This is a genomic window from Sedimentibacter saalensis (genome assembly GCF_007830175.1).
GTDB classification, from domain to species: Bacteria; Bacillota; Clostridia; order Tissierellales; family Sedimentibacteraceae; genus Sedimentibacter; species Sedimentibacter saalensis.
On the sequence record NZ_VLKH01000006.1, the window covers coordinates 33,708 to 47,996 of the forward strand.

A 14,289-nucleotide genomic window follows, 5' to 3' on the forward strand; every position below is an offset into this window, starting at 1 on the left:
TTCTAAACAAGCATAACATTTCGATACTCGATACGTAGGGGCGGACCTCGTGTCCGCCCGCATTTATTTTATTGTTGTAGTTTTTTTAAATAACATGCTATAATAGTGGTAATTATCATAGGAGGACTTTGAAATGAACATTTTGGTTTGCGATGATGATATAGAAATAGTGGAAGCAATTGAAGTATATTTAAAAAACGAGGGATACAACATTTTAAAATGCTACTCAGGACTGGAAGCAATTGATACTGTTGAAAAGAATGATGTGCACCTTGTTATAATGGACATAATGATGCCCGGAATGGACGGTATCAAAGCAACAACAAAAATTAGGGAAATAAAAAATATTCCTGTCATAATGGTTACTGCAAAATCGGAAGAAAGCGACATTGTGCTTGGCCTCAACATGGGAGCTGACGATTATATAACAAAGCCTTTTAATCCTTTAGAACTTACTGCAAGAGTCAAGTCTCAGCTAAGACGTTACACGACTCTTGGGGGAGCAACCGAAAAAGATAAAAAGGATTATTACAAGACAGGAAATTTGTTGATAGATGATGAAAGAAAAGAAGTAACTGTTGATGGAGAGCAAGTTAAGCTCACTCCTGTTGAATATAAAATACTTTTGTTCCTGACAAAAAACAAAGGGCGAGTGTTTTCAATTGATGATATTTATGAAAGTGTGTGGAATGAGCCTTCATTCAACCCGGAAAACACTGTGGCTGTTCATATAAGAAGAATAAGAGAAAAAGTGGAGATAGATCCTAAAAATCCAAGATACCTGAAGGTGGTGTGGGGTGTTGGTTACAAAGTGGAAGACATATAAACGAAAAAAAATTACAAAAATTGCAGCCTTTATATTATTGATTATATGTCTTTTAATAGGGGTTTCCTCTGCACTTGACATAACCCTCAACGTACAGGATTATGAAAGCATTACGGTAAAAAGCTACATGAAAAGCAACACGCTGAGCAATGAGCTTCGTTATGCAGCAAACCGTCTTGAGCATCTCATAAGGGTTTACAAAAGCGAAAAATATATCCGTGATGGAAAGACTGTAAAATATATTGATATAGATGACAGCTGGCAGCTGACAAATTTGTACAACAACTATCTTGCAGAAAAGGGATATGAAGACAATGCTGATTCTGAGGAGCTTTTCTGGATTGAAAAAGATAAGGAAATACAAGATATAAAAGAATCAATTAAAAAGTCAGACCTTGTGAACTACCAGAACATAATAGAAGACCTGAACAATCCTGAAGGACTGATTTACTATGCAACTGACGGTTACTATGAGTGTACAAATACCGGAAATGACAGCAGGAACCATTACTCACTTCAAAATGCATATGTACTAATAGATGGCAGAGGAATGAAGGTTGAACCTAACAACGGATACAGCAGCTATTCATCCTCACTTGTGGATACATATGAATCAATTGAGGATGGAACTAACAGAATGGTAATATATGCAGCAATAACAGATGAAGGGCTTAGCCTCAGAGTTGATAAATGGCTTAAAGACAGACACACATTGATAGTGAACATTTTTATAATTACAATGTGTCTCATAGTTCTCATCACATGTCTTGCATATCTTTTGGCTGAAACAGGGAAAGTCGCCGAGGATGAAGCAATCCATATGGCAAAATTTGATAGGTTATTTCCGGATTTAAGCCTTCTTGTAATAGCTGGAATCATTGCAATCATTAACCTGGGATTTTATAATGTTTTTAACATCAGGTACACAAGTGAAAAATTAATGAAACTGGCCATGCTTTCTTCAGCAGCAGCACTGTTCTCATTATTTTTAATTTTCTTTTTATCCATTGCAAGACATTACAAAAACAGAACATTGGTGAAAAAATCTCTTGCTTATATGATTATAACAAGGTTATCAGCGGCGGCAGTAAAAATTGCAGCAGGCGGACCTCTGATGTTCAAATCCATTGCAGCACTCATATCGCTCATGGCTGTATCGGCGTATTTTTCAGACAATCTGGTATTGTTGATTGTTGTGGGATTTGCAGCTGTTTATTATGTATCAAGAAAAGTCAGGACATTTGAAGCAATACTCAAAGGATTGAGGACTGCAAAACAAGGTGATTATGAATTTAAAATACAGGTTGACGGAAGCGGGGAATTTAAACAACTTTCAGAGGATATAAACACAATAACAAGCGGGTTTAACATAGCAGTTCAAAATGAAGTTAAAAGCGAAAGGCTGAAGAGCGAGCTCATTACAAATGTGTCTCATGACATAAAAACACCTCTTACTTCAATAATTTCATATGTTGATTTGCTGAAAAGAGAAGGGCTTCAGTCTCCAAATGCTCCTAAGTATCTCGATGTTCTCGACAGAAAATCAAGCAGGCTTAAAACATTGACGGAAGACTTGTTTGAAGCTGCAAAGGCTACAAGCGGAAGCATTGAAGCTCATTTTGAAAGAGTTAACGTTAATGCCCTTGTTTCACAGATATTAGGTGAACTTGATGAAAAAATAATGGATTCAAAATTGACATTCAAAGTTACATCGACTGATGAAAGGCTGTTTGCAAAGGCTGACGGAAGATTACTCAGCAGGGTAATGGAAAACCTGCTTTCAAATATTTTCAAATATGCACTTAAGGAATCAAGGGTGTATATTGATTTAAGCCAGACAGAAAAAGAAGTGTTCATATGTTTTAAGAATGTTTCTGCATTTGAGCTCAACATTCCTGCTGATGAGCTCATGCTCAGGTTTAAAAGAGGTGATGAGTCAAGAAGCTCTGAAGGAAGCGGACTTGGTCTTGCTATTGCAAAGAGTCTCATGGAAATACAAAATGGAATTCTTGACATAAGCATTGACGGAGATTTGTTCAAGGCTGAAATAAGGCTTGAAAAATTCCATTAAAATATTTTATATTTCATGAATAAAAAAATCTATTGAGCTAATAATAGAACTATAAAAAAGAAGAAGCGTCTTAATTTTAAATATAACGTCCCCCTTTATTTTAATCATACGCTTTTTCTTTTTTATTTTTTGGAAATTTTTCAGAAATAAATTTACTTTAAGTCAAATTTGTAATTGAAATGTTATATAAAAAGTGTTATTATATTCGAGTCTTTAATAAAGCTTAAAAAAATAAACGAAAAACGATGATTTACATAACATATATTTGTTATTTGAGGAGAAACATGGAAAAAATTACAGTAAAGAAAAGCCTTGGACTTAAAGGAAACATAAGAGTCGACGGATCAAAAAATTCAATCCTTCCAATTCTGGCAGCAACACTTTTGTCAGACGAAGAATGTATTATACATGATATACCAAATCTTCAGGATGTGCGCGTAATGTGCAAGCTGCTTGAAGCTTTGGGAGTGAAAATTGAAAAAATCGGAAAAGGGTCATTGAAAATAAAAGCTGAAACAATAGCAACTTGTGAAGCTCCTTATGAGCTCATTAGCAAAATGAGAGCATCGTTTTTAGTGATGGGACCTCTTCTCACAAGATGTAAAAGCGCAAAGGTTTATATGCCAGGAGGCTGTGCAATCGGTTCAAGACCAATAGATTTGCACTTAAAGGGATTTAAATTCCTCGGTGCAGACATAAAATCAGAAAACGGATATGTGAACGCTGTTTCTGAAAAACTGATTGGAACGGATATATATCTTGATTTTCCAAGCGTAGGAGCAACTGAAAACATAATAATGGCCGCAGCTCTTGCTGAAGGGGAGACTGTTCTTGAAAATGCAGCTGAAGAACCTGAAATTGTGGATCTTGCAAATTTCATAAACAGCATGGGCGGCAATATTATCGGAGCAGGAACAAAGACAATAAGAATCAAGGGAGTGAAAAAACTCCATAAAACAGAACACACTGTAATACCTGACAGAATAGAAGCAGGAACATACATGGTTGCAGCAGCAGCTACAGGAGGGGATGTTACAATAGAAAATGTTGTTTCAAGCCACTTGCAGCCGGTCATAGCAAAGCTCAGAGAAGCAGGAGCAAAAGTTGAGGAAATTGACGATAAAATAAGAGTGACATCTGACGGCATAGTAAAACCAGTGGACATAAAAACTCTTCCATATCCGGGATTTCCAACTGATATGCAGGCTCAGTTCATGTCGCTGTTGTCCATAGCCGAAGGAACAAGCATAATTCATGAAACCATATTTGAAAACAGATTCATGCATGCCAATGAACTGGCCCGCATGGGAGTGAATGTTAAAATAGAAGGAAGCAGCGCAGTACTGAAGGGAAACAGCAAGTTAAGCGGTGCCAAAGTAAAGGCAACTGATTTAAGAGCAGGTGCAGCACTTATAATAGCAGGACTTATAGCAGATGGAGAAACTGAAATAACAGAGGTTTACCATATTAAAAGAGGATATGCCAACATAATAGAAAAGCTTCAGGAAATTGGAGCAAATATAGCTTACGAAAAATAATAGTGGTGGACATGTGCCATCTATTCAAATAACGGAGGAGGACTACTGTACTCCTGCAGATAACAAAATTATAAATGGCGGGTATGTACCCGCCATTTAGTTTGCAAAGGATTATTACAGCTATATGGTTTCGAAAAACTTAATTCCTAGTTTTATGCCGTAATAAATGATGACTATTCCGCAAGCAATGTTAATCATCTTAAGGGATTTTTCATTGAAGGCTTTCTTGAACACACTTACTATTGTTCCAAGAGACATAAACCATACAAAGGATGCCAGTGAAGAACCTATTATGAAAAATTTGGACATTTCAGCAGAAAGTGAAGCCCGGAATCCACCGAACAACAAAGTTCCGTCAATTATAGCCTGAGGGTTTGCCCATGTAACAAGAAAACATGAAAGAGCAACCTGAAGCATAGTCTTCTTTGTATCAATGGAATTGTTGAGCTTAGGCGTAGAGCGTATGAGCCCGATTCCAATCCATATGACAGCAAGGGAGCCGAAACCCAGGAAAATCAGCTTCACAACAGGTGCCGACTCTATAAGAGCACCCATTCCGAAAAAACAAGCCAGTGCCAGTGAAATATCAAAGAAAATCGTTATCAGTGCCACCATGTAAAGCCGCATCTTTGACTGAGTCATAGCTGTGTTGATAACATACATATTTTGCATTCCAATAGGAGCAACATATGCAAATCCAACCGTAAATCCTTTTAAAATTGTTTGAATCATAAATTAACCTCTCTTTAAAATTTTGCCTTATTGAATCATAGCAAGTAAACAAGCCTTTGTCAATGTTTGCTGTGTTGTGGGAACGGTCTCCGGACGTCACTCAATTCAGTCAATTCCGGGTCAAATCCGGGGAAGTATCTTTCAGTTCATTTTGATAAACAAAAGGTATGTACCCAAATTACAATTTATGTCAAATTCCAGGTTGCATCCCCAGATTATGTTGACACATATTCATCACATGTTATAATTAATCAAAGAAAATAAGAAGAGGTACTCATGAAACTTCGAATAGACAAAATGCTTTCCAACATAGGAGTTGGATCAAGAAAAGAAATAAAACAATTTGCTAAGAATGGCCTCATAAAAATAAATGATGTGGTTGTTAAGGACAGTTCCAAAATAATAGACACTGATATTGATGTGGTAAAATACAATGGTGAAACAATGAAATATGTCCAGCACATATACCTTATGATGAACAAGCCTCAGGGAGTTGTTTCAGCCACAGAAGACAATTACGACAAGACGGTAATAGATTTGCTGTATGATGAGGACAGTTTTTACGAGCCGTTTCCTGTTGGCAGGTTAGACAAGGACACGGAAGGCCTTCTTTTAATAACTAATGACGGACAGCTTGCTCATGATTTGTTGTCACCGAAAAAGCACGTGGATAAAACATATTATGTGGAAGCAGCTGAAGAAGTAACTGAAGAAGATATTAAAACATTTGATAAGGGAATACTTTTAACTGAAGAAAATTACACGACGCTTCCAGCAAAGCTTGAAGTAATTGAATCTGGTTACCCTTCCAAATGCTATGTTACAATAAGAGAAGGCAAGTTCCACCAGGTCAAGAGAATGTTCATTGCCATAAACAATGAAGTAACTTATTTGAAAAGGGTGTCCATGGGGCCAATAAAGCTTGATGATAAATTAAAGGTTGGAGAATACCGCCACCTGACGGAAGAAGAATTGGAAATTCTTAAGAATCATACAAAGTAAACATGGAGTAGTCCAATGCAAATGGACGTCACGGAAAGTCTTTCCTGTCATTCTGAGGCGCAGCTGAAGAATCTCATATTTTCAACAAAATGAGATTCCGCAGTTTCTCTCAGGGTGATAGCTTCTTAGGAGGCAGTATACTCTTGTAGATTTTATAATAATAAACGAAATACTATATTTATTTTAGGAGCATAACATGAAACTGGGAATGCCTGCATTGGTTGAATACACATCCATAAATGAACTGGTTGAATTGTGTCTTAAGCTCAAGCTTGACTTTATTGAACTTAACATGAATCTTCCGTACAATTTTATAGAAAATATTAATCCTTCAAAATTAAAAAAAATAACTCAGGACAAGGGTATTGAATTTACTATGCACATGCCTGATGATGCTGACATAGGAACATTTTACGAAAGTGTTAGAGAAGGCTATGTGAAGCTTTTTTCAGATACCATTGACTGGGCTGAACGAGCAGGAATCAAACTTTTAAACATGCACATAATTGAAGGAGCTAAAATGACTCTCCCTGATAGGAAGGTCTACATATATGACCAATACTCTGAAGAGTTCACAAACAATTTCATTAAATCAATCAAGACTCTTTCACAAAAGGCTGAAGAAAAAAATGTGATTTTATCAATAGAAAACAGCAGCAACTTTGGCAAAGTATTCATTCAAAAAACATTGGATGAATCAATCACTTACCCGAACATAAAACTTACATGGGACACAGGGCACGATGCTGTAAGCTCATTTACCGACAGGAAGTATTTGATGGAAAATGAAAAAAGTATTGCCCACATGCATATACATGATTGTTTACATAAAAAGGACCACCAGGTTCTCTTTGAAGGTGAACTTGACATTATGGAGCTCATGAATTTTGCAGAACAAAAAGACATAAGGGCTCTCGTAGAAGTGAAGACAGCAGAAGCACTGGAAAAATCAATTTTTGCATTAAGAGAAAAAATTTAAGAAAATTATTAATTATCAACAACGGGCGGGCACAAGACCCGCCCCTACGCATTGACAAGTTAGACATTTGTGTGGAATCTGAATCCCAGTTCGTAGGGGAGGATCTCGTGTCCTCCCGTAAATACATAATTATCGAACTAACAACAGCGGACGTGTACAAGACCCGCCCCTACGCATTGAAAAATTAGACATTTGTGTGGAATCTGAATTCCAGTTCGTAGGGGAAGACTACTGTCCTCCCGTAAATAAAATGATTATTGAACTACAACAACGGGCGGGCACAAGACCCGCCCCTACGCTTTGAAAATATTAAATTTATGTATGAACTTGAAATCCAGTTCGTAGGGGAGGACCTCGTGTCCTCCCGTAAATACATAATTATCGAACTAACAACAGCGGTCGGGCATAAGACCCGCCCCTACGCATTGAAAAAATTAAATTTATGAAAGAAATTGAAATCCAGTTTGTAGGGGAGGACCTCGTGTCCTCCCGTAAATACATAATTATCGAACTAACAACAGCGGTCGGGCATAAGACCCGCCCCTATGCTTGATAATTTTGATATAGGAGGACAATTTGAAAAATAAATTCTTAAAATTATTTATAATAATTCTTCTACTCACTATGTCTATGATCGGATGTGTGAGTTTAGAAGAAAATACACCTTCAAACGAAAGCAATTTGCTTGAAGAAAACGGCCGGTACACGGAGCCCTATGAAGTGGCAGAATACATATATACATACAACAAGCTGCCGGTAAATTTCATCACGAAAAAAGAAGCAGTTGAATTAGGGTGGGATAGCGATAGAGGAAACCTCTGGGAAGTAACGGATGAAATGAGTATAGGTGGAGATTATTTCAGAAACCGTGAGGGAAAACTTCCTAAAAAGGATGGACGAAAATGGTTTGAATGCGATGTGAATTACAGCGGAGGATACAGAGGCGAAGAAAGAATAGTGTATTCAAACGACGGCTTGATTTATTACACGGATGACCACTATGAAACATTCATACAGATTTATTAGGAGGGTTTATGAAAGAAATAATTTTAGACGGGAAAGAGATGATTGACAAAACTGCTGCCCACAAATATATAAAAAAACAAATGAATTTTCCGGACTATTACGGCGAAAATCTGGATGCGCTCTGGGATTTGCTGAGCACAACAAGCACATCGACTACAATATATTTAATAAATGAACATGAAATCATTAATAATCTGGGTGAATACGGAAATCTCCTTTTGGAAGTTTTTCAGGATGCATCTTTTGAAAATGACAGCATATGCTTTATAAAAAGAGACGAATGAGTTCAAGGAATAAAAGAAATATTAAGAACAGATTACGTTTATAGTTGAATTAATAAACAAAAAGATATATTATTATATAAAAATCTTGGAGGGAATAATATGAACAATTTTACTTCACCATTTAGCTTCACATTACCTACAAAAATTGTGTACGGACCGGGATGTCTTAAATCATTAAGCGACGAAATGAAAACCTTCGGAGGAAAAAGACCCATCATAGTTACCGACAAGGGTGTTAGAAATGCAGGTATTTTAGATAAAGTTACTTCAATTTTGGACAAGGATGGGATAAAATACATAGTTTATGACGGAGTGGAAGCAAATCCAAAGGACGTCAATGCAGAAGAAGGAGCAAGAATTGCAAGAGAATTTAGTTCTGATTCAATTATAGCTGTGGGTGGCGGAAGCCCTATTGACTGTGCAAAATCAGTCGGTGTTCTTCTTGCACACAATGCTGACAAAATAAAGAAGTACGAAGGCAAGACTGCTGCAACAGAGCCCCTTCCTCTTTTAATAACAATTCCAACAACATCCGGAACAGGTAGTGAGCTTACATTTTCTTCTGTAATAACTGATACAGCAAACAATTACAAAATGACTGTAAAAAGCCAGTACACCGCAGCTAAGGTTGCCATATGCGATCCTGAACTGACTTTGTCACTTCCTTCTCATATAACAGCTTCAACAGGCATGGATGCACTTACACATGCCATAGAAGCATACACTGCAACATGTGCGGAACCCATAAGCGATGCTGTGGCATTGTATGCTGTGGAACTGATTTACAACAATCTTTTAACTGCAGTCAATGAAGGCAGCAATTTAGAAGCAAGAAGTGCCATGCTTTTAGGCAGCATGCTTGCAGGCATAGCTTTCAGCCATTCTGACGTGGCTTCTGTTCACTGTGTGGCTGAATCATTGGGAGGAGTATACGATTTGCCTCACGGCGTATGCAATGCAATATTTCTGCCATACGTTATGGATTACAACATGAGCTTTTGCTTGGAACGATATGCAAGAATTGCCAAAGCAATGGGCATTGAGTATGCTACTATAGAAGATGGAGCAAAAAAGGCAGTAAATGCAGTAAAAAAACTTGCCGTTGATGTTAAGCTTCCTTTGTTTTCAAGCCTCAGCGTAAATCAAAGTGACTTTGAAATGCTTGCTGAAATGTCAGTGAAAAATATTTCAACTGAAAGCAATCCACGTCCAATGAGCAAGAAAGATTATATGGCGGTCATAGAAAATGCATTTGAAGGAAACTTATAATAAGGCCTTTACACCGCTTGAATGATGTGATATTGTTTAAAAACAAGAAAATATTGACAGCGGTGAAAGGAAAAGATATGAAAATAGTTTGTTTGGGCGACAGCCTCACATATGGATTTGGAGTAAGAAGATCAAAAATATGGACCAAAATTGCTCAGGATAGGCTGAATATTGAAATAATCAATGAAGGAATAAATGGAGACACAAGCGGAGGAATGCTCAGCCGCTATCATGAATCTGTTTATATGAAAAGGCCTGAAGCAGTCCTCATTATGGGCGGTGTGAATGATTTTATTGCAGGCGCTGATTTGGGTGTAGTTAAGGCAAACATCATGTCCATGGCTCATCAGTCCATTGCAAAATACATAGACCCCATAATTGGAATTCCAACAAAGATAGATTTAAAAAATGTAAGACAGGACTGGAGCGAATTCACGGATTTTGAAATGGTAGCAAAAGAACTTTATGAATACCGCCAGTGGATATTTAAGTTTTGTAAAACATTCAACATCAAGTATATTGATTTTTATGAGGAATTTGAAAAGGCTACAGAATTGAAACCGGGAGATTACTACACAGACGGACTTCATTTCAATGAGTTGGGAAATGAAATATTGGCAGAAATTTTCTGCAGCGCAATAAGCAGTTTTAAAAAGAAATAATTTATTTTTAAACATTACGGGTGGATCTTGTATCCGCCCGCTGTTATTAATTCAATAATTATGTATTTACAGGAGGACACGAGGTCCTCCCCTACAAACTGAGGTACATGTTCACCGCAAAATACTAATATTAATCAATCTGTAGGGGCGGATCTTGTGCTCGCCCGTTGTTGTTATATCAATAATTTTGTTATCTTCGGGAGGACACGAGGTCCTCCCCTACATTTCGTGATATCAAAGCAATGCTAAATGTCAAATTTACTAGTTCGTAGGGGCGGATCTTGTGTCCGCCCGTTGTTGTTATATCAATAATTTTGTTATCTTCGGGAGGACACGAGGTCCTCCCCTACATTTCGTGATATCAAAGCAACGCTAAATGTCAGAATTACTAGTTCGTAGGGGCGGATCTTGTATCCGCCCGCAGTTGTTAATTCAATAATTATGTATTTACGCGAGGACCGTAGTCCTCCCTTACATATAGCACAACAGCATTTCAGATTCCGTCAAATGTCTAATTTATACTTCCTTTTTATTTGTTAAATTTACGACTATTTTACTAATCACCCTTCTTTTTCAATATCAGACTGCGAAAACATATAATATGAAGGTAATACTTCATGAACCAAACTAACTTAACATGCAAAATTTTCAAAAGAAAATGACGCAAAGCTAAAGGGCCTAAATTGCTAAAAACAATATGGCAGCCAGTTGCTGTACTATGTACATATCTTAACTTTGCTCATGCAAAGTTTTTTGTTTTTGATATATTCAATTTTAAATTGTTTATATAAATTGCATTAAAAGGAGGATAAGAATGATTAAAAGAAAAATATCATTGATGTTGGCTGTTGTAATGGTGCTGACATTGATGATGCAAATCTTTGCTTTTGGAGCAGATTATTCCGGTCATTGGGCTGAAGACACAATAGCTCAATGGTTCAAAGACGATTTGCTTAAGGGATATGAGGACGGTTCATTCAAACCAGATGCCCAAATAACAAGAGCAGAGTTCATGACAATGGTAAACAATGCATTTGATTTTACTGAAAAAGCTGAAATTGGCTTCAGAGATGTAAAATCAAGCGATTGGTATTACCAGGAGGTACAAAAAGCTGCAGAGGCTGGTTATATAATTGGATATGAGGATAATACCATACGACCAGTCAATAAGATTACAAGGCAGGAAGCCGCACTTATTATTGCCAGAATAAAAGCATTGAATGAAAATGCTTTGGGTGCAAAGAAATTTGTAGATTACAATGAAATTGCATCATGGGCAATTGGGGGAGTAGGAGCGGCTGCACAAGAAAAGTACATGATAGGATATGAGGATTACACTTTCAGACCTCTTAGATTTATTTCAAGAGCAGAAGCTTTAGTAACTATTGACAGAGCTTTGGACATGGTTGTTGAAGTACCAGGCACAGGGGGCGGCAATACTGGGGGTAGTAATTCCGGCGGAGGCAATTCCGGTGGAGATACAGAAGTTACTACTTCAGCTGCAATTTTGGCAAGCTTATCAATTACAGATGAAATATCAACAAGGTCAATCGACATTACAACTCCATCTGCAATCAGTGGAATTACCACAACATCATCAGCAATAACCATTACAGCAATTGCTGCAGAAGGAACAGACATTACAATCAGAGTTGTTACTCCATCAGGAATTTCAGTGACAACATCGTCTGCAATAAACGGCATAGCAGCAAATATTCCGCTGGATACACCGGGTATTGATTACTATATAGAAATAGTAGCAACAAGACAAGATGAAAGGTATATAGATTATATAGATACTGTATATACAGTTGTTGTTACGAGAATACTAGAACCGTAAAATAATCATATAATACCATCAACAATTGCCTGGATTAAATTTGATGACATAGTATACAGACGCTGTCTTCTGAGGCTCAGCCGAAGAATCTCATGTTTTAAATAAAGATGAGATCCTTCACTATCGTTCAGGATGACAGCGCCGTAGTTTGTCAATAATATAAGCCCTCAACTATGTTGAGGGCATTTTTTTATTTGAAATTTTCAACCACTATGATGCTGGCAATCTGAGTAACATTTTTGTAGTCTTTTATTTCTTCAAGGGCAGCGTCGATGTTTTTTCTGTCTACTTCATGAGTTATGAATACCAGTGGGGCAGTTTCATCTCCGTTTTTTTGTCTTTGAACTACGGATGCCAGGCTTATGTCATTTTTTCCGAATATGCTTGCAATGTTTGCAAGAACTCCCGGTTTGTCTATTACCTCAAAACGGATGTAGTATTGCTTGTGAGCTTTGTTGGCAATTAAATATTTATTTTCTTTCTTCAAATCAATTTTAGCCTTGCCGCCGGTTTTCACAATGTGCATAACATCTCCCAGAACAGCGCTTCCTGTTGGCAGCGAGCCTGCTCCCTTGCCGTAAAGCATGAGTCCTCCAACAGCATTTCCTTTCAGGAATACTGCATTGTACTCATTTTTTACAGTCGAAAGAGGATGGCTTGCGGGAACAAAGGCAGGATGAACTCTCAGCTCTATTTCATCACCTTTCCTTGAGGCAGAAGCCAGAAGTTTTATGTTGTAGCCAAGTTCCTTAGCATAACTTATGTCTTCCTTTGATATTTTTGTTATTCCTTCCTTTGGAATATCTCTTACGTTTATTCTTTGTCCAAATGCAATGGTAGACAAGATGGAAAGCTTGTATGCAGCGTCATCACCTTCAACGTCCGAAGAAGGGTCTGCCTCTGCAAATCCAAGAGCTTGTGCATCTTTTACTGCTTGTTCGTATTCAAGGTTGTTTTCAGCCATCTGTGTGAGTATGTAGTTTGTGGTTCCGTTGATGATGCCTGTTATGTCGGTAATTTCATTTGCACAAAGATTGTCAGTCATTGTGTTTATAATTGGGATACCGCCTGCAACGCTTGCTTCATACATGAGGGATACTCCGTTTTTATAAGCAAGCTCTTCAAGCTCTTCACCATGTGTGGCAATAAGCGCCTTGTTAGCAGTTACAACATGTTTCTTATTGTTAAGAGCTGCCTTTATGTACTCGTAAGCAGGACTTATTCCGCCAATGAGCTCCACAATGATTTGAGTATCCTTGTGGTTAATTACATCATATGCATCTGTTGTGTATACTTCCTGCGGCAAATTAACGTCGCGTTTTTTGTCAAGGCTTTTTACCAGTACTTTGTTTATAACTAATTCTTTATTTAAACTTCCGGTTATTTTAGAATTGTTAATACCAATTATATTAATAAGTCCTGATGCTACCGTGCCCATTCCTAAAATTCCTAATCCTACTTTTTCCATAGTTACCTCCGCAAATTGTTCTCGATGTGTGTACACGTGTTCTTTAAATAAATACCTGACTAATATAACACAACTTTTTAATAAGTTCAATACATTATTTTAATAATTTTTCCAAACAAAAAAATACCAGAAATTCCGGTAAAAACATTAGCATTTTGCTCAACCTGAAACCCAGATGGTAGGGGAGGACTCTTATTCACACCACACACCTGAAATCCAGATCGTAGGGGAGGACTACTGTCCTCCCGTATTATACGAAATTCATTGACATAATAAGAGCGGGCGTATACAAGATACGCCCCTACAGATAGATAATATAATATTTTGCAGTGAATTCAGATTCCGTTTAAAGATGAATCGATATTTTGCAGTGAACCAAAACCCAGATGGTATATCTATTTTTCACTCTACACGTGAAGATTCAGATCGTAGGGGAGGACTACTGTCCTCCCGTATTATACAAAATTCATTGACATAATAACAACGGGCGTATACAAGATACGCCCCTACAGATAGATAATATAACATTTTGCAGTGAACTAGGTTCCGTTTAAAGATGAATCGATATTTTGAAGTGAACCTGAAAACCCAG

Annotated in this window: 12 protein-coding genes and 1 riboswitch; of the genes, 10 read left to right on the top strand and 2 right to left on the bottom strand. The window is 37.3% G+C overall.

Annotated elements, in window-relative coordinates:
* Window positions 1-133: 133 nt before the first annotated feature.
* From LY60_RS11190 to murA, 3 genes are all read left to right on the top strand, one after another.
* Window positions 134-826 carry a response regulator transcription factor gene (locus LY60_RS11190; protein ID WP_019230364.1) on the top strand — a complete coding sequence of 231 codons (693 nt, stop codon included), beginning with the start codon at window positions 134-136 and terminating at the stop codon, window positions 824-826.
* Window positions 798-2,897, top strand: coding sequence for a HAMP domain-containing sensor histidine kinase (locus LY60_RS11195; RefSeq protein ID WP_145083594.1), 2,100 nt, complete (start codon window positions 798-800; stop codon window positions 2,895-2,897). Before LY60_RS11190 ends, LY60_RS11195 begins: the two co-directional genes overlap by 29 nt.
* A 284-nt stretch (window positions 2,898-3,181) precedes the next feature.
* Window positions 3,182-4,435, top strand: a complete 1,254-nt coding sequence (murA, locus tag LY60_RS11200; protein ID WP_145083597.1) for a UDP-N-acetylglucosamine 1-carboxyvinyltransferase — start codon at window positions 3,182-3,184, stop codon at window positions 4,433-4,435.
* A 120-nt stretch (window positions 4,436-4,555) separates the two neighbouring features.
* Here murA and LY60_RS11205 read toward each other — a convergent pair whose 3' ends face one another.
* Window positions 4,556-5,167, bottom strand: a complete 612-nt coding sequence (locus LY60_RS11205; RefSeq protein WP_145083600.1) for a LysE/ArgO family amino acid transporter — start codon at window positions 5,165-5,167, stop codon at window positions 4,556-4,558.
* A gap of 276 nt (window positions 5,168-5,443) precedes the next feature.
* Between LY60_RS11205 and LY60_RS11210 the strand changes: the two genes are divergently transcribed.
* From LY60_RS11210 to LY60_RS11240, 7 genes are all read left to right on the top strand, one after another.
* Entirely contained in the window at window positions 5,444-6,169 is a 726-nt protein-coding gene (locus tag LY60_RS11210) for a pseudouridine synthase (protein WP_145083603.1), read from the top strand.
* A gap of 196 nt (window positions 6,170-6,365) precedes the next feature.
* A complete protein-coding gene (locus LY60_RS11215) occupies window positions 6,366-7,148 on the top strand; it encodes a sugar phosphate isomerase/epimerase family protein (protein WP_145083606.1) in 783 nt (260 codons plus the stop codon).
* A gap of 624 nt (window positions 7,149-7,772) precedes the next feature.
* The gene (locus LY60_RS11220) at window positions 7,773-8,174 is read left to right on the top strand and encodes a ribonuclease domain-containing protein (protein WP_145083988.1); all 402 of its coding nucleotides are present in this window, start codon (window positions 7,773-7,775) and stop codon (window positions 8,172-8,174) included.
* Window positions 8,175-8,182: 8 nt separating this feature from the next.
* The gene (locus LY60_RS11225) at window positions 8,183-8,458 is read left to right on the top strand and encodes a barstar family protein (RefSeq protein WP_145083609.1); all 276 of its coding nucleotides are present in this window, start codon (window positions 8,183-8,185) and stop codon (window positions 8,456-8,458) included.
* 99 nt (window positions 8,459-8,557) lie between these two features.
* On the top strand, window positions 8,558-9,727 hold the full coding sequence (locus tag LY60_RS11230) for an iron-containing alcohol dehydrogenase (RefSeq protein WP_145083612.1): 1,170 nt from the start codon (window positions 8,558-8,560) through the stop codon (window positions 9,725-9,727).
* A 26-nt stretch (window positions 9,728-9,753) separates the two neighbouring features.
* On the top strand, window positions 9,754-10,389 hold the full coding sequence (locus tag LY60_RS11235; RefSeq protein WP_246145425.1) for a GDSL-type esterase/lipase family protein: 636 nt from the start codon (window positions 9,754-9,756) through the stop codon (window positions 10,387-10,389).
* A 628-nt stretch (window positions 10,390-11,017) separates the two neighbouring features.
* Window positions 11,018-11,105, top strand: a riboswitch (cyclic di-GMP riboswitch).
* Between the two features lie 98 nt (window positions 11,106-11,203).
* Window positions 11,204-12,229: an S-layer homology domain-containing protein gene (locus LY60_RS11240; RefSeq protein WP_145083615.1), complete on the top strand. Its 1,026-nt coding sequence runs from the start codon at window positions 11,204-11,206 to the stop codon at window positions 12,227-12,229.
* Window positions 12,230-12,419: 190 nt separating this feature from the next.
* Here the strand turns inward: LY60_RS11240 and LY60_RS11245 are convergent, their stop codons facing one another.
* Window positions 12,420-13,697 (bottom strand): homoserine dehydrogenase, encoded by a 1,278-nt coding sequence (locus LY60_RS11245; RefSeq protein WP_145083618.1) that lies wholly within the window; start codon window positions 13,695-13,697, stop codon window positions 12,420-12,422.
* Between the last annotated feature and the right edge of the window lie 592 nt (window positions 13,698-14,289).

Excerpts from the sequence above, each read along its gene's own strand:
- LY60_RS11190 (WP_019230364.1), top strand. The coding sequence starts at position 134 with ATGAACATTTTGGTTTGCGATGATGATATAGAAATAGTGGAAGCAATT.
- murA (WP_145083597.1), top strand. The coding sequence starts at position 3,182 with ATGGAAAAAATTACAGTAAAGAAAAGCCTTGGACTTAAAGGAAACATA.
- LY60_RS11205 (WP_145083600.1), bottom strand. The coding sequence starts at position 5,167 with ATGATTCAAACAATTTTAAAAGGATTTACGGTTGGATTTGCATATGTT.
- LY60_RS11210 (WP_145083603.1), top strand. The coding sequence starts at position 5,444 with ATGAAACTTCGAATAGACAAAATGCTTTCCAACATAGGAGTTGGATCA.
- LY60_RS11215 (WP_145083606.1), top strand. The coding sequence starts at position 6,366 with ATGAAACTGGGAATGCCTGCATTGGTTGAATACACATCCATAAATGAA.
- LY60_RS11220 (WP_145083988.1), top strand. The coding sequence starts at position 7,773 with ATGTCTATGATCGGATGTGTGAGTTTAGAAGAAAATACACCTTCAAAC.
- LY60_RS11225 (WP_145083609.1), top strand. The coding sequence starts at position 8,183 with ATGAAAGAAATAATTTTAGACGGGAAAGAGATGATTGACAAAACTGCT.
- LY60_RS11230 (WP_145083612.1), top strand. The coding sequence starts at position 8,558 with ATGAACAATTTTACTTCACCATTTAGCTTCACATTACCTACAAAAATT.
- LY60_RS11240 (WP_145083615.1), top strand. The coding sequence starts at position 11,204 with ATGATTAAAAGAAAAATATCATTGATGTTGGCTGTTGTAATGGTGCTG.
- LY60_RS11245 (WP_145083618.1), bottom strand. The coding sequence starts at position 13,697 with ATGGAAAAAGTAGGATTAGGAATTTTAGGAATGGGCACGGTAGCATCA.